Source organism: Streptomyces sp. bgisy159 (assembly GCF_057707805.1).
On the sequence record NZ_JBYIQX010000028.1, the window covers coordinates 12444 to 35552 of the forward strand.

Consider the following 23109-nt stretch of genomic DNA (forward strand, 5'->3'; position numbering starts at 1 on the left):
CTCGCTCGGCGGGGCCGAGCCCCTCAGGCGGGCGGGCCTGACAGGCCGCTGCCGCGCGTCGGGGCGAACCGGACCCGGCCTCACCAACGGGCGGGCCAGGCTGCGGCGGGAGGTCGTCCAACGGTGCAGGCGGCCTCCCGCGCGGGTCTCATCGGCGCGCCGACTCCTTGTCGGCCCTGCCGCGCCCGCCCTTCCGGGACCGGGACCCCTCGCCCCCGGAGTCGTCGCCCCCGGAGCCGTCGCCCCGGGCGTGCTCGCTCCGCGCCTGCTCGTCCGCGGGCTTCCCGCCCTCGGACTTCCGGTCTTCGGACTGCTCGCCCTCCGTCCCGCCGTCCCCCTCCTCGGTGGACTCGGACCGGGTGACGCCGATCTCGACGGCGCCCGCCCCCTTGCGCGGCAGCAGCAGCGTCACGAGCACCGTGCCGACGCCGAGGATCACCGCGCCCACCAGGCTGGTGTGGGCGACCGCGTCCGCGAAGGAGGAGCCGACCGCGTCGGCCATCTGCCGCGCCCCCTGGGCCAGCTGCTCGGCCTGCGCCTTCAGCCCGGCCGCCTGCTGCGGGTCGGTGGCCTGCGCGGCCTGCGCCGCGAGCGCTTGCGCCTTCTCCCCCACGCCCCGCGCGACCTCGTAGCCGGCGCCCACCGAGTCCTGGGCGGTGGCCAGGGTTGCGGCGGGCAGACCGGCGCCGTCGGCCGCGTCCGCGAGGTGGTCGGAGTAGGACGTGCCGAGCAGCGAGCCGAGGATCGCGATGCCGAGCGAGCCGCCCAGCTCCAGCGAGGTGTCGTTCACCGCGCCGCCGACCCCCAGGTCGGACTCGGGGAAGGCGCCCATGATCGCGTCGGTGCAGGGGGACAGCGCGAGGCCGATGGCCACGCCGAGGATGACCAGGGGAGCGACGAAGTCGCCGTACGCGGACCCCGCGTCGACCCGGGTGAGCAGGGCGAGCGCGAGCGTACCGAGGGCCATGCCCGCGCCGACCGTCCACTTCATGCCGGTCCTCGGGGTGAGGTAGCCGGTGAGGGCGGAGCCGACGAAGACCGCGCCGGCCAGCGGCAGCATGCGCAGCCCGGTGTCCAGGGCGTCGTAGCCGAGGACGAACTGCAGGTGCTGGGTGAGGTAGTAGAAGGCGCCGAACACGGCGAGGAAGAACAGGGCGACGGCGAGGTTGGCGCCGGCGAAGCCGCGGTGGGCGAAGCGGCGCACGTCCAGGACGGCGTTCGGGTGGCGCAGCTCCCAGCCGACGAAGGCCAGCAGGCCGACGCCCGCCACGACGGCCGCGGTGACCGCCTTGGGGCCCCAGCCGAAGTGCGGCCCCTCGATGATCATGTAGACGAGCGCGCCGATCCACACCACGGACAGCAGGCCGCCGACGAGGTCCACGCGGTCGTGGTGCCCGGCCTTGGACGGCGGGACGAGGACGAAGGCGCCGACGAGGGCCACCGCGGCGACCGGCACGTTGATCAGGAAGGTGGCGGACCAGCCGTGGTTCTCCAGCAGCGCGCCGGCGACCAGGGGACCGGCGGCGATGGCGAGGCCGGCGGTCGCGGTCCACAGCACGATGGCCTTGGCGCGCTCGGCGCGCGGGAAGGTCGCGGCGAGCAGGGAGAGGGTGGCGGGCATGATCAGCGCCGCGCCGACGCCCATCACCGCGCGGGCCGCGATGACCTGGCCCGCGCTGCCGGCGAGGTAGCCGAAGACGGCGCCGCCGGCGAAGACCACGAGGCCGAGCACCAACGCGCCGCGCCGGCTGTACTTGTCGCCGATCGCGCCCAGCAGCAGCATCAGTGCCGCGTACGGGACGGTGTAGCCGTCTATGACCCACTGCAGGTCGGCGCTGGACAGGCCGAGGTCCTGGGTCATGTCGGGCGCGGCCACGGTCAGGGCCGTGTTGGCCATGACGATGATCAGCAGGCTCAGGCAGAGGACGAGCAGCGCCCACCAGCGGCGGGGGTAGGGCCGCTCCATCCTGTCGACCGGTTGGTTCATGACGAGTCGCATGGCAGGGATCGCCTTCCTCAGACGTGCGCGATTCGACGTACGGGAGATGCACGACGCGCATGACTTGCACACGGACGTGCAAATGCACAACAGTGTGCAATGTACGCCCGTTGCACAACGCTGTGCAAATGGTGAATGACGAAGGACGTGCAGAATGGCTGCCATGACCACCGGCCCCACCAGCCGCGCCGACGTGAACCGGCGCCGCATCCTCGACGTCGCCCTCGCCGAGCTGCTGCGCGACCCCGACGCGTCCGTGGACCAGATCGCCCGGGCCGCGGGCGTCGTCCGGCGCACGGTGTACGGGCACTTCCCGAGCCGCGAGGCGCTGATCGGCACGCTGGTCGACGAGGCGGTGGCGGTGCTGGCGAGGGCGCACGCCGCCGGGCGGGAGGGCGTGGCGGACCCGGCGGAGGCGGTGGCCCGCTCGGTGCTGTCGGTCTGGGAGATCGCCGACCGCTACCGGCTGCTGGTGGCCCTCGCGCAGCGGACCGTCACCGTGCAGGGCATCCGCGAGCGGCTCACACCGGTACGGGCGAACAGCGTCCGGCTGCTGCAGCGCGGCCTCGACGAGGGCGCCTTCGCCTCACCGCTGCCCGCGCCGGCGCTGGCGTACGTCCACGAGCAGATCATGTTCGCGCTGATGGAGGCCGTGAACGACGGCCTGCTGGACACACGCGAGGCGGGCCGCTCCGCCGCGGTCACCGTACTGACCGCGGCGGGCGTACCCGCCTCGAAGGCCACCGACCTGGTGGCGAGGGTGAGCGCCTGACACCCGGAGGCCGTATCCGCCGGACTCCGCGTCCGCCGGACACCCGGACGCCGTGTCCGCCGGACGCCCGGACGGCGCACCGACGCCCGGACGGCATGAACCGGACGTCCGGCCCCGGTTCAGGCGGGGCCGGACGTCCGGCGTGTGGGTCAGGCCCTGGCCAGCTCCTTCTCCGCCGGCCCGGCCACCTCGGCGGGGACCTCCGCCGCCCCGTCGTCCAGCAGCGTGGTCTCGTCGAACGGCAGTTCACCGGCGAGCACCAGCCCCACCCGCTCCCTGTCGATCTCCTTGGTCCAGGTGCCGATGAGGACGGTCGCCACCGCGTTGCCCGCGAAGTTGGTCAGCGCCCGCGCCTCGCTCATGAAGCGGTCGATGCCGACGATCAGGCCGACGCCGTCCACCAGCGCGGGCTTGTGCGACTGCAGACCGCCGGCCAGGGTGGCCAGGCCCGCGCCGGTGACACCGGCGGCCCCCTTCGAGGCGACCAGCAGGAACAGCAGCAGCGGGATCTGCTCGCCCACCGACATCGGCGCGCCCATGGCGTCCGCGATGAACAGCGACGCCATGGTCATGTAGATCATGGTGCCGTCGAGGTTGAAGGAGTAGCCGGTCGGGACGGTGATGCCCACGACGGGCTTGCTGACACCCAGGTGCTCCATCTTCGCGATGAGGCGCGGCAGCGCCGACTCCGAGGAGGAGGTGGACAGGATCAGCAGGAACTCCCGGCCGAGGTACCTGAACAGCGTGAGGACGTTCACCCCGGCGACGATCCGCAGCAGCGTGCCGAGGACGACGAAGACGAACAGGAAGCAGGTGACGTAGAAGCCGAGCATCAGCACGGCGAGGCTCTTCAGGGCGTCCACGCCGGCAGAGCCGGTGACGGCCGCGATGGCGCCGAAGGCACCGATCGGCGCCGCCCACATCACCATGGCGAGGATCCGGAAGACCAGCCGCTGGATGTGCTCCACCCCGCGCAGGACCGGCTGCCCGGCGCTGCCCATGGCCTGCAGCGCGAACCCGGCGAGCAGCGCGACGAGCAGGGTCTGCAGCACCTCGCCCTCGGTGAAGGCGGAGACGATCGTCTTGGGGATGATGCCGAGCAGGAACTCGGTGGTGTCCTTGGCCTCCGCGTCGACCTGCGCGTGGCCGACGTCCTTGACCGCGTCGGTGACCGCCAGGCTGGAGCCCGGCTCCAGGATGTTGCCGACGACCAGGCCGATACCGAGGGCGACGAACGACATGGCGAGGAAGTAGCCGAGGGCGATGCCGCCGACGGCACCTACCTTGGCCGCCTTGCGCACCGAACCGATGCCCAGCACGATCGTGCAGAAGATGATCGGCGAGATCATCATCTTGATCAGGTTCACGAAGCCCTTGCCCAGCGGCTTCAGCTCGACCGCGAAATCGGGGGCGGCCAGGCCGACCGCGATACCGGCGGCGACCGCGATGATCACCGCTATGTAGAGGTAGTGGGTGCGGTCCCGCCGGGCGGCGGGTGCGGCAGGTGCCGTATCGGGGGTGCTGCTGGTGGCCACGGCTGCCCTCCTTGACGTCTTCGTCGGCATCACCGGCGTGCGGCTCACGTCCGGGGTGTCTCTCCGCCGGGGGCGCTGCGGGCCGGTCCGGGGAGGGGGAATGCAGGGACTATCTCCCGGGCTGTGAGGGCGGTCACCCTTGCGTTCATTTAGTTCGCGCCGGACACCAGGGGCACACTGACGGCATGCGCCTCCCGTTCCCCCGGCCCCGCAGCCTGGCCGGTCAGCTGTTCGCGATGCAGGCCGTGCTGATCGCGGTCCTGGTCGCCGGGTACGCGCTCTTCTCGTACGTCAGCGACCGGCAGCAGGCCGAGGAGGCGGCGGGCCGGCACGCCACGTCGGTGGCCCGCACGGTCGCGGACTCCCCGTCGGTGCGGGCGGCGATCGGCACCGCCGACCCGTCGGAGGAACTCCAGCCGTACGCGCTGCGCGTCATGCGGGACACCGACGTCGACTTCGTGACGATCATGAACCCGGCGGGCATCCGCTGGACCCACCCCGACCCGGCCCAGATCGGCCGGCACTTCCTCGGCAACACAGGGCGCGCGCTGAAGGGCGTGACCTTCACCGAGACCTACACCGGCACCCTCGGCCCGTCGGTGCGCGCGGTCACCCCGGTCGAGGACTCCGGCGGGCGCATCGTCGGCCTGGTCAGCGCGGGCATCCGGGTCGAGGCGATCAGCGAGCGGGTGCAGGACCAGGTGACGGCGCTGCTGGGGGTGGCGGGCGGCGCGCTGGTGCTGGGCGCCGTGGGGACGTACGTGATCAACGCACGCCTGCGGCGGCACACCCACGGCATGAACGCGGCGGAGCTCAGCCGGATGCACGACTACCACCAGGCGGCGCTGCACGCGGTGCGCGAGGGGCTGCTGATGCTGGACGGGCAGTACCGGGTGGCGCTGATCAACGACGGCGGGCGGGAGCTGCTGGGGCTGGGCGCGGACGCGGTGGGCACGTCGGTGGCCGAGCTGGGACTGCCGGCCCCGCTGACGGGGGCGCTCCTGGCGTCGGAGCCGAGGGTCGACGAGGTGCATCTGACGGCGGACCGGGTGCTGGTGGTGAACACCTCCCCGGTGTCCGGCGGGGAGCGCCGGGGCACCGTGGTGACGCTCCGCGACGTGACCGAACTCCAGTCCCTGATGGGCGAGCTGGACTCCGAGCGGGGCTTCACCCAGGCGCTGCGCTCGCAGGCCCACGAGGCGGCGAACCGGCTGCACACGGTGGTCTCGCTGATCGAGCTGGGCCGGGCCGAGGAGGCGGTGGACTTCGCGACCGCCGAGCTGGAGCTGGCGCAGGCGCTCACCGACCAGGTGGTGGCGGCGGTGGGCGAGCCGGTGCTGGCCGCGCTGCTGCTGGGCAAGACGGCCCAGGCCAACGAGCGGGGCGTGGAGCTGGTGGTCTCGCGGGACAGCCGGCTGGACGACGGGGTGCTGCCGGCCTCCCTGTCGGCGCGGGACCTGGTGACCATCCTCGGCAACCTGATCGACAACGCCGTGGACGCGGCGCAGGGCAGCGTGGGCGCGCGGGTGACGGTGACGGCGTACGCGGGCGAGGAGGAACTGGTCCTGCGGGTCGCCGACACCGGCGAGGGCGTCCACCCGGACCACGCCGACCTGGTCTTCCAGCGCGGCTTCTCCACGAAACCGGCCGGTCCCGGGGGCCGCGGGCTCGGCCTGGCGCTGGTACGGCAGGCTGTGCAGCGACATGAGGGGGCGCTGTCGGTCGCGCGGGCCGAGGGCGGCGGGGCGGAGTTCACGGTGCGGCTGCCGTTGCGCGGGGGCGTCACGGCGACCGCGCCGTCGCCGGTGAGTGGAGGCAGCGCGTGACGAGTGATCAGCCGATCCGGGTGCTGGTCGTCGAGGACGACCCGGTGGCCGCGGACGCGCATGTGATGTACGTCGGGCGGGTGCCGGGGTTCGTCGTGGTCGGCAAGGCGCACACCGGGGCGGAGGCGCGGCGGATGCTCGACCGGGCGCCGGTCGATCTCCTCCTGCTGGACCTGCACCTGCCGGACGGGCACGGGTTGCAGCTGGCGCGGTCGCTGCGGGCGGCCGGCTACCACGCGGACGTCATAGCCGTGACCTCGGCACGGGACCTCGCCGTGGTCCGGGAAGGGGTGTCGCTGGGCGTCGTCCAGTACGTGCTGAAACCATTCACCTTCGCGACACTGCGGGACCGCCTGGTCCGCTACGCCGAGTTCCGCCGGGCGGTCGGCGAGGCCGGCGGCCAGGACGAGGTCGACCGGGCACTCGCCGCCCTGCGCGCGCCGGGGCCCGCGGCGCTCCCGAAGGGGCTGAGCGCGCCGACGCTGGAGCGGGTGACGGGAGTTGTGCGCAAGGCGGAGGAAGGACTGACTGCGGCGGGGGTGGCCGAGGCGGTGGGGATATCGCGGATCACGGCTCGGCGGTATCTGGAGCACCTGGTGGAGGCGGGGAGGGCCGAGCGGAGGCCGGTTTACGGGCAGGTGGGGAGGCCGGAGTTGGTTTATCGGTGGGTTCGGGGGGTTCTGGGGCAGCGGTGAGGGCTTCGGCCATGTCTCGAGACATGGCTGCTTCGGTGGGGGCGTTGGCCCGGGTGTAGGCGTCGGCGGCCTGGAGCCAGTGGGCACGGGCTTCGGCGAGGCGGTGGGCGGTCAGGTGGGTGATGGCGAGGTTGTACAGGACGCGGCCTGTCCCGTACCAGTCCTCGAACTCCCGGCAGACCGCCAGGCTCCTGTCGAACGCCTCGATCGCCTCCGCCACCCGACCCGCCTCCCGCAGCGCGAGCCCGAGATTGTTCCACACCGTGGCCTCGCCGTGGTGGTCCCCGGATGTCTGGAACAGGTCCCGGGCACCCGTGTGGGCCTCGATCGCCTCCGCCACCCGGCCCGCCTCCTGCAGGGCGATGCCGAGGTTGTTCCACGCCATGGCCTCGCGGTGGCGGTCCCCGGCGACATGAGACAGGTCCCGGGCACGGGTGTGGGCGTCGATCCCCTCCTCCTTCCGGCCCGCTTCCCGCAGGGCGATGCCGAGGTTGTTCCACGAGGCGGCCTCGCGGTGGTGGTCCCCGGCGGTCCGGAACAGGTCCCGGGCGCGTGTGTGGGCCTCGATCGCCTCCGCCGCCCGGCCGGTCTCCTTCAGGGCGATCCCTAGACTGGTCCACGCGGCGGCCTCGCCGTAGCGGTCCCTCCCACGGTAGGCGGCCCCTTGCGCGGCTCGGCAGACGGCGATCTTGTCGTCGAAGTACCGCCGCCAGTCGAGATACTCCGTCAGAGACAGAGCCAGACGCACCGCCGTCTCCGCGAACATGTCCTGCTCCGCCCACGACACCGCGGCCACCAGCCCCGCCCGCTCCCCGTCCAGCCAAGCCAGTGCCTGACCCCGGTCCGCGAACAGCTCCGGCTCCGGCATTCCCGGCAGCCACCGCAGGCGGTCGTCAGCCGCCCCGGCCCACAGGGCGTAGAACTCCAGCACCCGCTCCCGCGCCGCCACCGCCTCCTCCCGCAGCCCTTCATCCTCAGCGGCCACACCCGCCCCGAACATCCGCACCAAGTCGTGCAGCCGCCACCTCCCGCGCGTGCTTCCCCGCTCCACAAGGTGGGCCTGGACCAGCCCTCTGAGATCGCGCAGCGGAGCGGTCTCCGTGCCGACCAGCGCCGCGGCGGCCTCCTCGCTCACCTCCGGGCCGGGGGCAAGGGCGAGCAACCTCAGCAGCCGGGCCTGTCCGGCCGGCAACCGGCGGTAGGAGAGCGCGAAGGCGGCGCGCACGCTGCGTTCACCGTCTTCCAGGTCGGCAAGGAGATCACGTGACGCCTCCAGTTCGCCGACGAGTTCCATGACCGGCTTGTCCCGTTCCGCGGCCAGCAACGCCGCCGAGATCCTGAGCGCGAGGGGCAAGTGCCCGCAGAGCGCCGCGAGTCGCCGGGCCGCCTCGGATTCGTCAGTGATCCTGCGGTCGTCGAGATCGGCGATCCGCAGGGCGCGGTCGAGGAGTTCCTTCGATCCCGTGGCTGTGAGCTGGTTCAACGGCAGCAGACGAGCCGGGAGTTGAGGCAGCCGGTTCCTGGACGTCACCAGAACCCGATGCCGCGCGTCCCCCGGGAGTAACGGCCTCACCTGCTCCGGGGACGACGCGTTGTCAGCCAGGATCAGCATGGGGCCCCGGTCCCCGGCCCTCTCGGCCAGCACCGACCGGTACAGCACGGCCCGTTCGTCCGCCGTGGCCGGGACGTGCTCGGGCTCGACCCCCAGCGCCCGCAGCAGCGACTGCAGCGCCTGTTCGGCGGTGACCGGCGCCTCGTCGTAGCCGTGCAGGTCGACGAAGAGCACCCCGCCCGGGAACCACCCCCGCTCCCGGGCTTGGTGCGCGGCCGTCACCGCCAGCGCGGTCTTGCCGATGCCGCCGAGCCCGGACACGGCGGTCACGAGAACGGCCTCCTCCGCCGCCCCGTCCAGGGCGGCCAGCAACCGCCCCAGTTCGTCATCCCGCCCCGTGAAGCCGGCCGCCGGGGCTGGTAACGAGTCCAACGCCGTGGGTGCCGGGGCCCGCCCGCCGTACTCGACCTTCCCGATGACGGGGCCGGCGAAGTCACCCCCCTCGAAGTGGACGTGATCCTCGTACGCGCTCCTCACGCAGCGTCACCGCCCCGTCCCCGCTCTCCCAGCGCATAACGCACCACGAACACCCCGACCCCCACCACGGCCCCAGCCTCAACAACCGACACGGCCAGCAGTCCGCCCGACACCTGCCCGCCGCCCCAGTAGACACACAGACCGCTCATCGGCACGACGCAGAACGCCAGCACATCCACCACGCACTGCACGATCTTGCGCGCCGCCCGCCGCGCGTCGTTGCGATGAAACGTCTCCCAGCCGAAGACGTCCGTCGCACCGGCGAGTTGCGCCAGCCGCGGCCCCAGCTCCCCCCGTACGTACCGCCCGATCGCAGAGATCTTCTCGTCGTTGACCAAGTAGGTCCAGCCCAGCACCACGCACACCGGCGGCAGCGCCAGCAGCATCTCCGTGCGCTTGGCCTGCACCGCCGCCGCGATGACGGCGGCCACGACGGCCAGCGTCACGTACAGCAGGTTGTCCCGGAAGCCGATCCGCGCCTTCTGCTCGTCCTTGACGCTCTGGTACTCGGCGAGCAGCAACTGCCCCGCCGTGACGTCCTGTTCAGCCACTCGGACCCGCCCCTTCCCCCGAACCCATGGCAGTACCTTAGATGCGTGCCAGAGACAAAGCCCACCGTCGTGGTCCTCACCGCACTCGCACTCGAATACGCGGCCGTACGCGCGCACATCACCGACCGCGAGGAGAGAATCCTCCCCGGCCGCATCCCGGTCGAGATGGGCCGCCTGGCCGACAGCCCCTGGCGGGTGGCCCTCGCCGAGCTGGGCGAAGGCGCCCTGAACGCGGCGTCGTTGACGACGCAGATCCTCACCGGCCTGGACGCGGAGGCGGTGCTGTTCGTCGGCATCGCGGGCAGCCTGAAGAAGGACATCGGCATCGGGGACGTCGTCCTGGGAACCAAGGTCTACGGCATACACGGCGGCAAGTGGGCGAACGGCCGCTTCCTCTCCCGGCCGGAGGCCTGGCACGCGTCGCTCCCTCTCGTCCAGGCGGCCCGTTCGGCGGTACGGGACATGGAGGACGTACGCCCGCACTTCAAGCCGATCGCCGCCGGGGACGTGGTCCTGGCAGATGCACGGGCCGAGATCGCCGCCCACCTCCGCGAGCACTACAACGACGCCGCCGCGATCGAGATGGAAGGCTCGGGCGCGGCCCACGCGGCGCATGTGAACGGGCAGTTGGACGCGCTGGTGGTCCGGGGCATCAGCGACCGCGCCGACGCACGCAAGAGCAGGGGCGACGCGGCCGGCCACCAGGAACGGGCGGCCGAACAGGCGGCGGAGGTGGCGATGGCGGTGCTGCGCAAGCACCGGCCGCGCGACCGAGCCTCAGCCTCCAGCAGTGGCACCGGCACCGAGGAGGGCCCCCAACCCCCTGTATACGGCGGCGACCACATCCACTTCGAGGGCGGCACCTTCCACGGACCGGTCATCGGAAAGATCGCCGATCGACAGCCGTCCGGTCAGTGGCCGTAAGGAGCCGATCCACGGCCCGGTCCCGGTCGCGACCGCCACACTCCCGCCCCGCCCTCCCGGCTTCACCGGCCGCTCGGCAGAACTGGATCGCCTGCTCCCCCGCCTCGCGCCCACGTCGGACGAGAGCACCCCGCTGCCCATCTCCGCCGTCACCGGCATGGGCGGCATCGGCAAGACGGCACTCGCGGTGGAGGCGGCGCACCGGGCGCGGGCACCGGTTTTCCGCCCACCGTGCACCTGCACCGGGACCCGTGTGCGGCCGAGCGCACCTCCGGGCGCCGGGAAAGGGACGATCGGCCACCCGCCCCCGTACGTTCCTACAATGCGTGATTGTGTCCGAACCGACCGTGTTCACACCGGCGGCCCGGGCCTAGCTTGGTGCCCCGTGCGCCGACCCTCACCTCATGCCCAGCAGCCCGGCCCCCCGTTCAACGCCCCCGCCGCCCGCCGGCTGAGGGCGGCACTCGGCATGGGGCCCGAGCACGTCGCCCACGCGCTGTGCGTCTCGTACGGGCTGCCGTACGTCACGCCGGACCACGTGATCGCCTGGGAGCGCGGGACGCTCACGCCGAGCAGCCCGGAGCTGACCGCGCTCGCGGGCGTGCTGTGGTGTTCCCCGGGGGAGCTGATCGGGCGGCCCCGCACCCTGCGCGAGCACCGCATCGCCCGCGGCCTGGCCCCGGAGGACGTGGCCCGGGCGGTGGGCATGGACCTGCCCGGCTACCTGCGGATGGAGGAGACGGGCAAGTGGCGCGGCAACGACCGGCAGGGCGCCGGGCTCGCCGAGGCGCTGCGGCTGTCGCCGGCGGAGCTGGTCACGGTCACCGGGCGCGAGGCCCGGCTGGTGGAGTTGCTGCACAGCGCGGTGAGCACGCGCTGGCAGGCCTACGTGCGGCCGGTGGGGAAGGTCGTGTCGCTGGACCGGCGGGTCCTGGAGGGCACGCTGCGGCGGCTGCACGAGGACTACCAGGGCCGTATGGCGGCCACGCTGAGCTGGGGCGGCGGGGGCGGCGAGTCCGGCGAGGCGGGGCGTGAGTACCTCGCCGGGATCGTCGACACCTTCTGGGCCGCGGTGGAGGACCAGCGCGGTTAGAAGACCGACTCCGTCTCGTCCATCCGGTCCTTCGGGACCGTCTTCAGCTCGGTGACGGCCTCGGCCAGCGGCACCATCACGATGTCGGTGCCGCGCAGCGCGGTCATCCGGCCGAAGTCGCCCCGGTGGGCGGCCTCCACCGCGTGCCAGCCGAAGCGGGTGGCCAGGACGCGGTCGTACGCGGTGGGTACGCCGCCGCGCTGGACGTGGCCGAGGATGACCGGGCGGGCCTCCTTGCCGAGCCGCTTCTCCAGTTCGTACGCGAGCGCGGTGCCGATGCCGCGGAAGCGCTCGTGGCCGTACTGGTCGATCTCGCCCTTGCCGTAGTCCATGGTGCCGTCGGCGGGGTGGGCGCCCTCGGCGACGCAGATGACGGCGAACTTCTTGCCGCGCGAGAAGCGCTCCTCGACCATCTTCACCAGGTCGGCCGGGTCGAAGGCGCGCTCGGGAAGGCAGATGCCGTGGGCACCGGCGGCCATGCCGGACTCCAGGGCGATCCAGCCGGCGTGCCGGCCCATGACCTCGACGACCATCACGCGCTGGTGGGACTCGGCCGTCGTCTTCAGGCGGTCCATCGCCTCGGTGGCGACGCCGACGGCCGTGTCGAAGCCGAATGTGCGGTCGGTGGAGGAGATGTCGTTGTCGATGGTCTTCGGGACGCCGACCACGGGCAGGCCCGCGTCGCTGAGCATCCGCGCCGCCGTCAGCGTGCCCTCGCCGCCGATCGGGATCAGCGCGTCGATGCCGAAGTCGCGGGCGATGTCGGGGGCGTTCTCGCAGGCCTCGCGCAGCCGGTCGCGCTCCAGGCGGGAGGAGCCGAGGATGGTGCCGCCGCGGGCCAGGATGCCGCTGACGGACTCCAGGTCGAGGCTGCGGTAGCGGCTGTCCAGCAGCCCGGCGTAGCCGTCGACGAAGCCGATCACCTCGTCGCCGTAGTGGGTGACCGCTCGGTGCACGACCGACCGGATCACTGCGTTCAGGCCGGGGCAGTCGCCGCCTGCGGTGAGAACTCCGATACGCATCGTGCTGTGTCTCCTGCTCGCTTCTGATCCGGTGAGCCAGTGCCGATTGTTTCATGCTCCCCCGGCGGCCGCCGAACCCCCGGAGCCGGTCTCCCGGCCCCTTTCCACGGGACCTTGGTCCCGGCCGGACGGGCCTGATCTGACGGGCACCTAGTCCACCCCGAAGGGTATTGTCAAGAGGGTTCCGCTCACTCCGGTGGGCGATTTTTGTACAGAGAACGCCCCTCGAAGAACGCCCTCCCACAGAACGCCCCTCACGAGCGAGAACGGAGATCACGCGTGACGCGCAGCGTGTACGTGACCGGCATCGACCGCGGCGACGGCCGGCAGGTCGTCGAGCTGGGGGTCATGGAGCTGCTGACCCGGCAGGTCGACCGGGTGGGCGTCTTCCGCCCCCTGGTCCACGACGGCCCCGACCGTCTGTTCGACCTGCTGCGGGCCCGCTACCGGCTGACCCAGGACCCGGCGACGGTCTACGGCATGGACTACCAAGAGGCGTCCGCGCTCCAGGCCGAACAGGGCACCGACGAGCTGGTGGCCACCCTGGTGGACCGCTTCCACCTGGTCGCGCGGGACTACGACGTCGTCCTCGTCCTCGGCACCGACTTCGCCGACACCCAGCTCCCGGACGAGCTGGCGATGAATGCGCGCCTCGCCAACGAGTTCGGCGCGTCGGTGATCCCGGTGGTCGGCGGGCGCAAGCAGACCGCCGAGGCGGTGCGCGCCGAGACCCGCAACGCCTTCCGGGCGTACGACGGACTGGGCTGCGACGTGCTGGCGATGGTCGTCAACCGGGTGGCCCGCGCCGACCGCGAGGTGATAGCCGAGCGGCTCGCCGACCGCCTCCCCGTGCCCTGCTACGTGCTGCCCGACGAGCCCGCGCTGTCCGCTCCGACGGTCGCCCAGATCAGCCACTCCCTCGGGGCGAAGGTGCTGCTCGGCGACGACTCGGGGCTCGCCCGGGACGCGCTGGACTTCGTCTTCGGCGGTGCCATGCTGCCGACCTTCATCAAGGCCCTGACCCCCGGCTGCATGGTCGTCACCCCCGGCGACCGCGCGGATCTGCTGGTGGGCGCGCTGGCCGCGCACAGCGCGGGGACCCCGCCGATCGCCGGTGTGCTGCTCACCCTGGACGAGCGGCCCGGCGACGAGATCCTCACCCTCGCCGCCCGCCTCGCCCCCGGGACCCCGGTGATCTCGGTGCCCGGCTACAGCTTCCCGACCGCCGAACAGCTCTTCGCGATGGAGGGCAAGCTGAACGCGGCCACGCCGCGCAAGGCGGAGACGGCGCTCGGCCTGTTCGAGCGGCACGTCGACACCGCCGACCTGCTGGGACGGGTGTCCGCGCCGAGCAGCGACCGGGTCACGCCGATGATGTTCGAGCACAAGCTGCTGGAGCAGGCCCGCTCCGACCTGCGGAGGGTGGTGCTGCCGGAGGGCACCGAGGAGCGGGTGCTGCACGCGGCGGAGGTGCTGCTGCGGCGCGGGGTGTGCGAGCTGACCCTGCTGGGCCCCGTCGACCAGATCCGCAAGAAGGCCGCCGACCTCGGCATCGACCTCGGCGACTCGCACCTGATCGACCCGGCGACCAGCGAGCTGCGCGACGCCTTCGCGGAGAAGTACGCCAAGCTGCGCGCCCACAAGGGCGTCACCGTGGAGCTGGCCTACGACGTGGTCTCCGACGTCAACTACTTCGGCACCTTGATGGTCCAGGAGGGCCTCGCCGACGGCATGGTCTCCGGCTCGGTGCACTCCACCGCCGCGACGATCCGCCCGGCGTTCGAGATCATCAAGACCCGGCCGGGCGGCGGCGGCCCCGGGGACGCCTCGATCGTGTCCTCGGTGTTCTTCATGTGCCTGGCCGACAAGGTCCTGGTCTACGGCGACTGCGCGGTGAACCCCGACCCGAACGCCGAGCAGCTCGCCGACATCGCCATCCAGTCGGCGGCGACCGCCGCGCGGTTCGGTGTGGAGCCGAGGATCGCGATGCTGTCGTACTCGACGGGTACTTCCGGGACCGGCGCCGACGTGGACAAGGTGCGCCAGGCGACCGAGCTGGTGCGGGAGCGCCGGCCCGACCTGAGGATCGAGGGGCCGATCCAGTACGACGCGGCCGTGGAGCCGACGGTCGCCGCTACCAAGCTGCCGGGGTCGGAGGTCGCCGGGCAGGCGACCGTGCTGATCTTCCCGGACCTCAACACCGGCAACAACACCTACAAGGCCGTGCAGCGCTCGGCCGGCGCCATCGCGGTCGGGCCGGTACTGCAGGGTCTGCGCAAGCCGGTCAACGACCTGTCCCGGGGCGCCCTCGTCCAGGACATCGTCAACACCGTCGCCATCACGGCGATCCAGGCGCAGTCCTCGGACTCCGCCGGCTCTGTCGATTCCGCGGAGCCGTCCCCCGCCCTGACCACCCCGAGCGAGAAGGCAACCGCCCAGTGAGCAGCGCCACCCGAGTCCTCGTCCTGAACTCCGGCTCCTCGTCGGTGAAGTACCAGCTGCTCGACATGCGCGACGAGGCCCGGCTGGCGGCCGGACTCGTCGAACGCATCGGCGAGCAGACGTCCCGGCTGAAGCACTCCCCGCTCGCCCGCGGCGGCGAGAGCCGGGAGTGGAGCGGCCCGATCGCCGACCATGACGCCGCGCTGAAGGCCGTGGCCACCGAGCTGGCCAAGGACGGGCTGGGGCTCGACTCGCCGGAACTGGTGGCGATCGGGCACCGGGTGGTGCACGGCGGCAAGCACTTCACCGCGCCGACCGTCATCGACGAGAGAGTGCTCGCCGAGATCGAGCGGCTGATCCCGGTCGCCCCGCTGCACAACCCGGCGAACCTGACGGGCATCCGCACCGCCCGGCACCTGCGTCCGGACCTGCCGCAGGTCGCCGTGTTCGACACCGCGTTCCACACCACGATGCCGGAGGCGGCGGCGCGCTACGCGATCGACGTGCGGACCGCCGACGAGCACCGGGTGCGCCGCTACGGCTTCCACGGCACCTCACACGCGTACGTCTCCCGGGCGACGGCGAAGCTGCTCGGCAAGGCGCCCGAAGAGGTGAACGTCATCGTGCTGCACCTGGGCAACGGGGCGTCCGCGTCGGCCGTCGAGCGAGGCCGCTGCGTCGACACCTCGATGGGGCTGACACCCTTGGAAGGGCTGGTGATGGGTACGCGCTCGGGTGATGTGGATCCCGCGGTCATCTTCCATTTGGCACGTGTTGGCGGAATGTCCATCGACGAAATCGACACTCTTCTCAACAAGAAGAGCGGGCTGATCGGCCTGTGCGGCGACAACGACATGCGCGAGATCCGGCGCCGGATCGACGAGGGCGACCAAGAGGCGAAGCTCGCCTTCGACATCTACATTCACCGTTTGAAGAAGTACATAGGCGCCTATTACGCCGTGCTCGGCACCGTGGACGCGGTGGCGTTCACCGCCGGCGTCGGCGAGAACGCGGCACCGGTACGGGCGGCGGCCGTCGCGGGCCTGGGGGCCCTGGGCCTCGCGGTGGACGACGAGCTGAACGCGGTGCTCGGCGACGAGCCGCGGCTGATCTCACCGGCGCACGCGCCGGTCGCGGTCGCGGTGGTGCCGACGGACGAGGAACTGGAGATCGCGACACAGACCTACGCACTGGTCGGGAAAGGCAACTGAGAGGAAAGCAACTGAGCGCGAACCCTCTCACTTGTACCTTCCGCCAGACGGAATATTCCGTAGCGAAACAAACCGATAGGATCGATCCATGCGCCGTTCGAAAATCGTCTGTACTCTCGGCCCCGCGGTCGACTCCCATGAGCAGCTCGTCGCACTGATCGAGGCGGGCATGAACGTGGCCCGCTTCAACTTCAGCCACGGCTCGCACGCAGAGCACCAGGGCCGGTACGACCGGGTCCGTGCCGCCGCCAAGGAGACCGGCCGGGCCGTCGGTGTCCTCGCCGACCTCCAGGGCCCGAAGATCCGACTGGAGACCTTCGCCGAGGGCCCGGTCGAGCTGGTGCGCGGTGACGAGTTCACCATCACCACCGAGGACGTGCCGGGTGACAGGACGATCTGCGGCACCACCTACAAGGGGCTGCCCGGTGACGTCACCAAGGGCGACCAGGTCCTCATCAACGACGGCAACGTCGAACTGAAGGTCACCGAGGTCGAGGGCCCCCGGGTGCGGACGATCGTCATCGAGGGCGGTGTCATCTCCGACCACAAGGGCATCAACCTGCCCGGCGCGGCCGTCAACGTGCCCGCGCTGTCCGAGAAGGACGTCGAGGACCTGCGGTTCGCCCTCCGGATGGGCTGCGACATGGTCGCCCTGTCCTTCGTCCGGGACGCCAAGGACGTCGACGACGTGCACCGCGTCATGGACGAGGAGGGCCGCCGGGTCCCCGTCATCGCCAAGGTGGAGAAGCCGCAGGCGGTGGAGAACATGGAGGACGTCGTGATGGCGTTCGACGGTGTGATGGTCGCGCGCGGCGACCTCGCCGTCGAGTACCCGCTCGAGAAGGTCCCCATGGTGCAGAAGCGCCTCATCGAGCTGTGCCGCCGCAACGCCAAGCCGGTGATCGTCGCGACCCAGATGATGGAGTCGATGATCACCAACTCGCGCCCGACCCGCGCCGAGGCCTCCGACGTGGCCAACGCGATCCTGGACGGTGCCGACGCGGTCATGCTCTCCGCCGAGTCCTCGGTCGGCGCCTACCCGATCGAGACCGTGAAGACCATGTCGAAGATCGTCACCGCGGCCGAGCAGGAGCTGCTCTCCAAGGGCCTGCAGCCGCTGGTCCCCGGCAAGAAGCCGCGCACCCAGGGCGGTTCGGTCGCCCGCGCGGCCTGCGAGATCGCCGACTTCCTCGGCGGCAAGGGCCTCATCGCCTTCACCAAGTCCGGTGACACGGCCCGCCGTCTGTGCCGCTACCGCGCGGTCCAGCCGATCATCGCCTTCACCACGGACGAGTCCACCCGCAACCAGCTCACCCTCAGCTGGGGCGTGGAGTCCCACGTCGTGCCGTTCATCAGCAGCACCGACGAGATGGTGGACCTGGTCGACCAGGAGGTCACCAAGCTGGGACGCTTCGGCGCCGGCGACACGGTCATCATCACCGCCGGCTCACCCCCCGGCGTCCCCGGCACGACCAACATGGTCCGCGTCCACCACCTGGGCGGCGGCGCGCGAGACTGACGCCGGTCTCCCCCCACTACACCGAGGGCGCCCCCTGCTCCATTTGGCAGGGGGCGCCCTCGGCGCGGGTGCGGCTTCCGGACTGGCCTGGGGGGTGTCAGTCGGTGGTGTACTGCCGCATTCCGGGGATGGTCAGGGTGCCGCCGAACTGGGCGGCCTGGGTGACCTTCACGTTGGTGAAGTAGATCCAGGGCAGGTCCAGCGGGGGCGGGTTGTCCGGGGTGAAGGTGACCGGGATCAGGCCGAGCAGGTTGCCGGAGATGCTCTCGGTGTACATCACCGTGTCACCGCCGCGGATGGTGGACGTGGTGCCCTTGCCCGCCTGCACGTGGTAGGTCTTGCCGACCGTCTTGTCCTTGACGATCTGGTGCAGGTCACCGATGTCGGTGCCCTTGGAGATGACGTACTTCAGCACCTTCTTCTTGGTGCCGCTGCGGGTCTGCACCTCGACTATGCCCTGGTAGTCGGCGCCGTTGAGCGTCAGCGAACTGGCCTGGAGGTACCACGGCTCGTCGGCCACGGCGATCTTGTTGTCGACGCCGCCGCCGTCCTCCGCGGCGATCGGGCAGTTCGCCGGGTCCACGGTGGAGGAGGCGCTGGGGGCCGGCGAGTCGGCGGCCGTCCCGGCCGCGTCCTTGGCGGCCTCGGTGACCTTCTTTTCCGTCTCGGCGGCGGTGCCGGTCGCCTTCTCGGCCGTGCCCCCGACGGTCTTCTTCACCGTCTCGGTGACCTTGCCGGTCGTCCCGCTCCCGGTGCCGGACCCGCTGCCGGAGGTGTCCTTGTCCGCGTCGTCGGACGTGCCGGACGAGTCCGAGGAGCCGGACGTCTGGGTAGCGGAAGGCGACGGGCTCGCCGTCGGCTCGGAACCGGAGTCACCCGTCCCGCTGCCGCCGGTGAAGATGTCGGTGATGGCGCCGCCGATGACCTCCAGCAGGTTCTCGCTGGTCGGTGACTCCGACGGGGTCGGAGCGGCGTCGGACGTCGCCGACTGCTCCGTCTTGGTGCCCGAGGCGGTCGAGGACGGCGAGGGGCTCGGCTCGGACTTGGCGTCCCCGTCGTCGGAACCTGAATCCGACGAAGAGGACGAACCAGAGGAAGAGGAAGAGGAAGAGGAAGAACCGGACTTGCCGTCCGAGGACGAGGAGTCCTGCGAACTCTCGGAGCCCTGCGTGTCCTCGGAATCACCCCCGGACGTCTTGTCGCCGCCGCTCGCGTCCTTCGACGCGGACGGCGAGGGAGCCTCCGGCTCCGTGACCTCGCCGGCCTCCAGGGCCTTCATGCAGGCCTCGTACTCCTGGGCCGTCATGTGGTCCGCGGAGCTGGCCGCCGGGTTGTTGTCGGCGACCGCGAAGGAGCCGGTGAAGCCCATGCCCATGAGGACGGCGGTGGGCATCGCCGCCATGGCTATCGCCCGGCCGCCGGGCATGTGGAACCTGGTGAACAGCGGCTTCCGGGGTGCCGCGTGGCGCGGTCCGGATCTCTCACGGGATGATTCCGCGTCAGTCCCGTGGGTGACCTCGTCAGTCGGCACTGTGCCTCCCGTTCGCCCCGTTGGCCGGGGTCGTTCCTGACAGATCCTTGGTCTCGTCCGGCTCGTCGGCGGGCAGCGGGGTTCCGGCCTCGGGCAGCGGGATGCCCGCGTCGGGCCCCGCGTCAGCCGGGGCGCCCCCGTCGACGGGGGCGTCTCCGTCGTCCACCGCGCCGCCCTTCGCCACGGCCCCGCCCCCCTTGGCCGGCGCCCAGGCGACCGCCATGGCGCCGCCGAACATCGCGAACAGGAAGCCGACGAGGAAGCCGCCGAAGTTGGAGACGGGGATCGACACCAGCGCCAGCAGAATCGCCGCGACACCCGCGAAGGTCCGCACGTGCTGCTGGAACCAGAGACTGAAGCCCAGCACCACCAGCAGTACGCCGATGATCAGCGATCCGGCTCCGGCCGTGGTGGACATCGCGACCGTCAACTGGCCGAAGTGGAGTTTCGCGTACGGGAAGTACATGATCGGTACGCCGCCGATCATGACGTACAGACCCGCCCAGAACGGACGGCCACCCCGCCAGGCGCGGAAGTTCCGCCGAAGGACCCGGAGGTAGTGCTCATCGCGGCCAGGCACGGCAGGAGTCTCGGCGCTCATGGAAAACAGCTCCCTGGTACGGCTGTGGTGAGGGTGGTACTGCGATGGAGATACAGGGGGATGCTGAGCCGCGGGTGGTGCGGTGACGGGCGGGGTGCGGCCGGGAGCCCCGGCCGCACCCCGGCCCGTCAGTGAGCGCCTAGTAGCACTCGACACCCTTGCCGCTGCCCCAGCTCAGACCCATGTGGAGGTTGGCGAGCTTGAAGGTGCCGGCCGTGGTGGCCCACGCCGTCTGCTTCACGCCGGTCAGCGTCACCTCGTCGGCCTGCTGAGCGAACCCGTACGGGCTCGACGTGTGCTTCTCGTACTCACCGGCCTTCGGCTTCGGGCCCTTGGTGGCACTGCCGGCCGCGACGCCGATGTCGATCTGCTTGAACACGGCGTTCTCGGCGTCGAGGTTGGCGACGTCGATGTAGAGCTGCTCCGCGGCGACGGGCGTGCCCTTGTCACCCGCGGTCAGCTTCAGCGTGACCGACTTGTTCAGGAACGGGATCGGCGTGACGACGGACTGGCACATGTTGGTGATGCTGGCGTCGTTGAACGCCGAGACCGCCACCGGGTGGGCCTGGTTCTCACTGCCGTCGAGGCTCTTGCCGGTGTCGAGGGAGCCGTACTGGGTGAAGCCGTGGCCGACGAGCTCGCCCGCCGACACCTTGAACTCCTGCCCCGACACACTGAACGACGCGGCAAGAGCGCCCTGCGCGAGGGCGACACCTATCGCGGCCGTCGCGGCGACGCTGGGCACCATGACCACAGCGAACCGCTTCCATCTGGTCCCGCCACGCACCTGGGACTCCATATTTCCTCCTTCTCGGACGTACATCTCCTGCTCCGGGTCGCCGCCGTGAACGGCGGTTCGGCCGGGCAGAGATGGGAGAAGTGCTACGTCCTCGGGAAGGGGAGCGCCCGCGCTCGGCGGCACGGATACCGTGCCCGAATCACCGGCGATCACCCCCGAGCGACAACCACTGGTCGCGCCTGACACGCATCACGCACAACCTTGCCGGACAGGCTTCACGGTGGGTGGGACACCCGTTGCGAAGACCCCCCTGTCCAAGGGCCGGCGTCACTGCCGCCGACCCTGCTCGGTGGGGACCCAGGAAGTCCCGTGACCCGATTGGCTGTCGGGGTACGGGAAGGGACCGAGCGTGGCCGATCGTGGTGCATTCTCGGCCCGGGCACAAGGGGGTTCGTTACTCGCTAGTAACGGCCGGATAACCGGATCACGACCCGCAGGCCTCCTCCGGCGACGCTCGGTGGCGCCAAGTGGCCGGACAAAACTATTGATCGTTGGACAGAACCAGACAGAACAAGAGGCCTGACTTACTGCTAGTAACAGCCTGCGCGATTACCAAGATTTGGTAAAGCGCGGTCGCGCCGGGGCCCCGTCGACAGAACCTTCACCCAGGCACCACGCACCGGCCGCCCGACGGCCGGTGGTGACGAGGCCCCCGCGCCGGCGGTCAGAACAGCGCGCGCGCCAGGGCCCGGCGGGCCGCGGCCACCCGCGGATCGTCCGCGCCCACGACCTCGAACAGCTCCAGCAGGCGCAGCCGTACGGCGTCCCGGTCGCTGCCCGCGGTCCGCGCGACCGTGTCGGTCAGCCGCCCGAAGGCGTCCTCGACGTGGCCGCCCACCAGGTCCAGGTCGGCGGCGGCGATCTGCGCGGCGGGGTCGGCCGGCCGGTCCGCGGCGTCCTTGCGCACCTGCTGCGGGTCCGCGCCCTGCACCCGCTGGAGCAACTCCGCCTGCGCGAGGCCCAGCTTGGCCTCGGTGTTGCCCGGGTCGTCGGCGAGGACGTTCTTGTAGGCCTGGACCGCGCCGCCCAGATCACCGGCGTCCAGCGCCCGTACGGCCGCCTCCAGGAGCGCGTCGTACGGGCCCTCCGGCTCGGCGGCGGCAGCGGGCGCACCGCCCGGCTCCGCCTCGGGATCGACGGTCAGACCGGTCAGCCCGAAGCGCTGCTCGGCGACCTGCACCAACTGGTCGAGGGTCTGCCGGATCTCCGCCTCGCCGGCGGCCCCCTGGAAGAGCGGCAGCGCCTGCCCGGCGACGACGGCGAACACCGCCGGGATCCCCTGGATCCCGAACTGCTGCATCAGCATCTGGTTGGCGTCGACATCGATCTTGGCGAGCAGGAAGCGCCCGTTGTACTCGACGGCCAGCCGCTCCAGCACCGGGCTCAGCTGCTTGCAGGGCTGGCACCACTCGGCCCAGAAGTCGATGACGACGGGCACCTCGGCGGAGCGCTGCAGTACATCGCGCTCGAAGCCGGCCTCGTCGACGTCGATGACGAGGTCGGCGGGCGAGACGCCCCCTCCCCCGCCCTTCCGGGCCGCTTCGGCGCGCGCCTGCTCCGCCTTCGCCTTGGCCTCCTGGGCCGCCTTCACCGCGGCGAGGTCGACGACTCCGCTCATGGACATGTTCCGTGGCTGCATGCGTCTATCCTCCCCCGTCCGCGCGTGTGAATGAAAAGCGAGCGGTACGGCGGGCGCCGGGTCCCCACCCCGCGTCGAACAGCCGTACGGCCACAAGCCCGTGCACGTCCAGCACGAGCTTTCGCTACGAGTCGTAGCGTAATACCAAGGGTAGCCCTCCCGAACCCCCGAACCGGTGATCTCCCTCACGACCGGCCGAAAACGGCCGGTTATCGTCAGGGCATGCAGAGCCGCAGCCCCGCCGGGCGCCCCGGCCGCCCGCGCAACGCCGCCGCGGACGCGGCCATCCTCGCCGCCACCCGTCAGGCACTGGTCGAGCTGGGCTGGTCCAAGCTCACCCTGGGCGACGTGGCGACGCGCGCCGGGGTCGCGAAGACGACGCTGTACCGCCGCTGGGCGGGCAAGAACGAACTCGTCGTCGACGCCGTCGCCGAACTCTTCGACGAACTGTGCCTGCCCGACCGGGGCAGCCTGGCCGAGGACATCGAGGGCGTGGTGCTGCAGTTCGCGGCGATCCTGGCCCGGCCGGAGGCGAAGAGCGGACTGATGGCCGTGGTGGCGGAGTCCACCCGGGACGCGGCCCTGCGCGAGCGCATCCGCGAGTCGATCGTCGAACGGCAGAAACGGCTGGTGGCGGAGGGCCGCGCCCGGGCCCAGCGACGCGGCGAGCTGCCTCCCGAGACGGATCCCGCGGAGGCAGCCCGCACGGCCGACCTGATCTTCGACGTGGTCGCCGGCGCGGTGGTCCACCGCACCCTGGTGAGCGCGGAACCGGCCGACGAGGAGTGGGTACGCAGCTTCACCAGGGTGCTACTCCTGGGGTTGCAGGGGGCGGCGCCGGACGCCTAGACGCTGAGAACG

The 23109-nt window shown here is 71.5% G+C and carries 17 protein-coding genes and 1 pseudogene; 9 read left to right on the forward strand and 9 right to left on the reverse strand.

Translation table 11 applies throughout. The annotated features are described in order from the left end of the window. Nucleotides 1-148 precede the first annotated feature (148 nt). Entirely contained in the window at nt 149-1999 is a 1851-nt protein-coding gene (locus AC3ET3_RS24305) for an MFS transporter (RefSeq protein WP_435612879.1), read from the reverse strand. Between the two features lie 154 nt (nt 2000-2153). Here AC3ET3_RS24305 and AC3ET3_RS24310 point away from each other — a divergent pair, with 154 nt between their 5' ends. Further along, nucleotides 2154-2771, forward strand: a complete 618-nt coding sequence (locus AC3ET3_RS24310; RefSeq protein WP_432158722.1) for a TetR/AcrR family transcriptional regulator — start codon at nt 2154-2156, stop codon at nt 2769-2771. 149 nt (nt 2772-2920) lie between these two features. Here AC3ET3_RS24310 and AC3ET3_RS24315 read toward each other — a convergent pair whose 3' ends face one another. After that, on the reverse strand, nt 2921-4336 hold the full coding sequence (locus AC3ET3_RS24315; RefSeq protein ID WP_432134192.1) for a cation:dicarboxylate symporter family transporter: 1416 nt from the start codon (nt 4334-4336) through the stop codon (nt 2921-2923). Between the two features lie 155 nt (nt 4337-4491). On the opposite strand from AC3ET3_RS24315, the gene AC3ET3_RS24320 reads away from it, so the two are divergent. After that, on the forward strand, nt 4492-6132 hold the full coding sequence (locus AC3ET3_RS24320; protein ID WP_435612880.1) for an ATP-binding protein: 1641 nt from the start codon (nt 4492-4494) through the stop codon (nt 6130-6132). Beyond that, on the forward strand, nt 6129-6827 hold the full coding sequence (locus AC3ET3_RS24325) for a response regulator (protein WP_435612881.1): 699 nt from the start codon (nt 6129-6131) through the stop codon (nt 6825-6827). The genes AC3ET3_RS24320 and AC3ET3_RS24325 overlap by 4 nt, the downstream gene beginning before the upstream one ends. On the opposite strand, the pseudogene AC3ET3_RS24330 reads toward AC3ET3_RS24325, so the two are convergent. Together AC3ET3_RS24330 and AC3ET3_RS24335 are read right to left on the reverse strand one after the other, a co-directional pair. After that, nucleotides 6823-8916: pseudogene (locus AC3ET3_RS24330) on the reverse strand (ATP-binding protein); the annotation flags it as partial. The gene AC3ET3_RS24325 and the pseudogene AC3ET3_RS24330 overlap by 5 nt on opposite strands. Beyond that, a complete protein-coding gene (locus tag AC3ET3_RS24335) occupies nt 8913-9467 on the reverse strand; it encodes a hypothetical protein (RefSeq protein ID WP_432134169.1) in 555 nt (184 codons plus the stop codon). The pseudogene AC3ET3_RS24330 and the gene AC3ET3_RS24335, both read right to left, overlap by 4 nt. Before the next feature lie 45 nt (nt 9468-9512). Between AC3ET3_RS24335 and AC3ET3_RS24340 the strand changes: the two genes are divergently transcribed. Continuing rightward, nucleotides 9513-10391, forward strand: coding sequence for a 5'-methylthioadenosine/S-adenosylhomocysteine nucleosidase family protein (locus AC3ET3_RS24340; RefSeq protein WP_435612882.1), 879 nt, complete (start codon nt 9513-9515; stop codon nt 10389-10391). 385 nt (nt 10392-10776) lie between these two features. After that, entirely contained in the window at nt 10777-11484 is a 708-nt protein-coding gene (locus AC3ET3_RS24345) for a helix-turn-helix domain-containing protein (RefSeq protein WP_435612883.1), read from the forward strand. On the opposite strand, the gene AC3ET3_RS24350 is transcribed toward AC3ET3_RS24345, so the two are convergent. Further along, the gene (locus AC3ET3_RS24350) at nt 11481-12506 is read right to left on the reverse strand and encodes an ATP-dependent 6-phosphofructokinase (protein ID WP_432134166.1); all 1026 of its coding nucleotides are present in this window, start codon (nt 12504-12506) and stop codon (nt 11481-11483) included. The two genes, AC3ET3_RS24345 and AC3ET3_RS24350, sit on opposite strands and share 4 nt — an antisense overlap. A gap of 279 nt (nt 12507-12785) precedes the next feature. On the opposite strand from AC3ET3_RS24350, the gene pta reads away from it, so the two are divergent. The 3 genes from pta (at nt 12786) to pyk (ending at nt 17678) form a co-directional block, all read left to right on the forward strand. Continuing rightward, on the forward strand, nt 12786-14948 hold the full coding sequence (gene pta, locus AC3ET3_RS24355; protein ID WP_432158714.1) for a phosphate acetyltransferase: 2163 nt from the start codon (nt 12786-12788) through the stop codon (nt 14946-14948). Beyond that, complete coding sequence (locus AC3ET3_RS24360) at nt 14945-16159, forward strand: acetate kinase (protein ID WP_435612884.1); 1215 nt, start codon at nt 14945-14947, stop codon at nt 16157-16159. Before pta ends, AC3ET3_RS24360 begins: the two co-directional genes overlap by 4 nt. 88 nt (nt 16160-16247) lie before the next feature. After that, a complete protein-coding gene (gene pyk, locus AC3ET3_RS24365) occupies nt 16248-17678 on the forward strand; it encodes a pyruvate kinase (protein ID WP_432134163.1) in 1431 nt (476 codons plus the stop codon). 97 nt (nt 17679-17775) lie between these two features. On the opposite strand, the gene AC3ET3_RS24370 is transcribed toward pyk, so the two are convergent. From AC3ET3_RS24370 to AC3ET3_RS24385, 4 genes are all read right to left on the reverse strand, one after another. Then, a complete protein-coding gene (locus AC3ET3_RS24370) occupies nt 17776-19104 on the reverse strand; it encodes a hypothetical protein (RefSeq protein WP_435612885.1) in 1329 nt (442 codons plus the stop codon). A gap of 94 nt (nt 19105-19198) precedes the next feature. Further along, entirely contained in the window at nt 19199-19810 is a 612-nt protein-coding gene (locus AC3ET3_RS24375) for a DUF6114 domain-containing protein (RefSeq protein ID WP_432134161.1), read from the reverse strand. Nucleotides 19811-19949: 139 nt separating this feature from the next. Further along, complete coding sequence (locus AC3ET3_RS24380) at nt 19950-20609, reverse strand: DUF6230 family protein (RefSeq protein WP_432134160.1); 660 nt, start codon at nt 20607-20609, stop codon at nt 19950-19952. Nucleotides 20610-21273: 664 nt separating this feature from the next. Beyond that, nucleotides 21274-22248: a tetratricopeptide repeat protein gene (locus tag AC3ET3_RS24385; RefSeq protein WP_432155814.1), complete on the reverse strand. Its 975-nt coding sequence runs from the start codon at nt 22246-22248 to the stop codon at nt 21274-21276. A gap of 222 nt (nt 22249-22470) precedes the next feature. On the opposite strand from AC3ET3_RS24385, the gene AC3ET3_RS24390 reads away from it, so the two are divergent. Further along, the gene (locus tag AC3ET3_RS24390) at nt 22471-23097 is read left to right on the forward strand and encodes a TetR/AcrR family transcriptional regulator (RefSeq protein WP_432134158.1); all 627 of its coding nucleotides are present in this window, start codon (nt 22471-22473) and stop codon (nt 23095-23097) included. Nucleotides 23098-23109 lie beyond the last annotated feature (12 nt).

Coding starts and splice junctions, on each gene's coding strand:
- AC3ET3_RS24315 (WP_432134192.1), bottom strand. CDS start 4,336: ATGCCGACGAAGACGTCAAGGAGGGCAGCCGTGGCCACCAGCAGCACC.
- AC3ET3_RS24305 (WP_435612879.1), bottom strand. CDS start 1,999: ATGCGACTCGTCATGAACCAACCGGTCGACAGGATGGAGCGGCCCTAC.
- pyk (WP_432134163.1), top strand. CDS start 16,248: ATGCGCCGTTCGAAAATCGTCTGTACTCTCGGCCCCGCGGTCGACTCC.
- AC3ET3_RS24310 (WP_432158722.1), top strand. CDS start 2,154: ATGGCTGCCATGACCACCGGCCCCACCAGCCGCGCCGACGTGAACCGG.
- AC3ET3_RS24385 (WP_432155814.1), bottom strand. CDS start 22,248: ATGCAGCCACGGAACATGTCCATGAGCGGAGTCGTCGACCTCGCCGCG.
- AC3ET3_RS24370 (WP_435612885.1), bottom strand. CDS start 19,104: ATGCCCGGCGGCCGGGCGATAGCCATGGCGGCGATGCCCACCGCCGTC.
- AC3ET3_RS24380 (WP_432134160.1), bottom strand. CDS start 20,609: ATGGAGTCCCAGGTGCGTGGCGGGACCAGATGGAAGCGGTTCGCTGTG.
- AC3ET3_RS24375 (WP_432134161.1), bottom strand. CDS start 19,810: ATGAGCGCCGAGACTCCTGCCGTGCCTGGCCGCGATGAGCACTACCTC.
- AC3ET3_RS24320 (WP_435612880.1), top strand. CDS start 4,492: ATGCGCCTCCCGTTCCCCCGGCCCCGCAGCCTGGCCGGTCAGCTGTTC.
- AC3ET3_RS24390 (WP_432134158.1), top strand. CDS start 22,471: ATGCAGAGCCGCAGCCCCGCCGGGCGCCCCGGCCGCCCGCGCAACGCC.
- AC3ET3_RS24350 (WP_432134166.1), bottom strand. CDS start 12,506: ATGCGTATCGGAGTTCTCACCGCAGGCGGCGACTGCCCCGGCCTGAAC.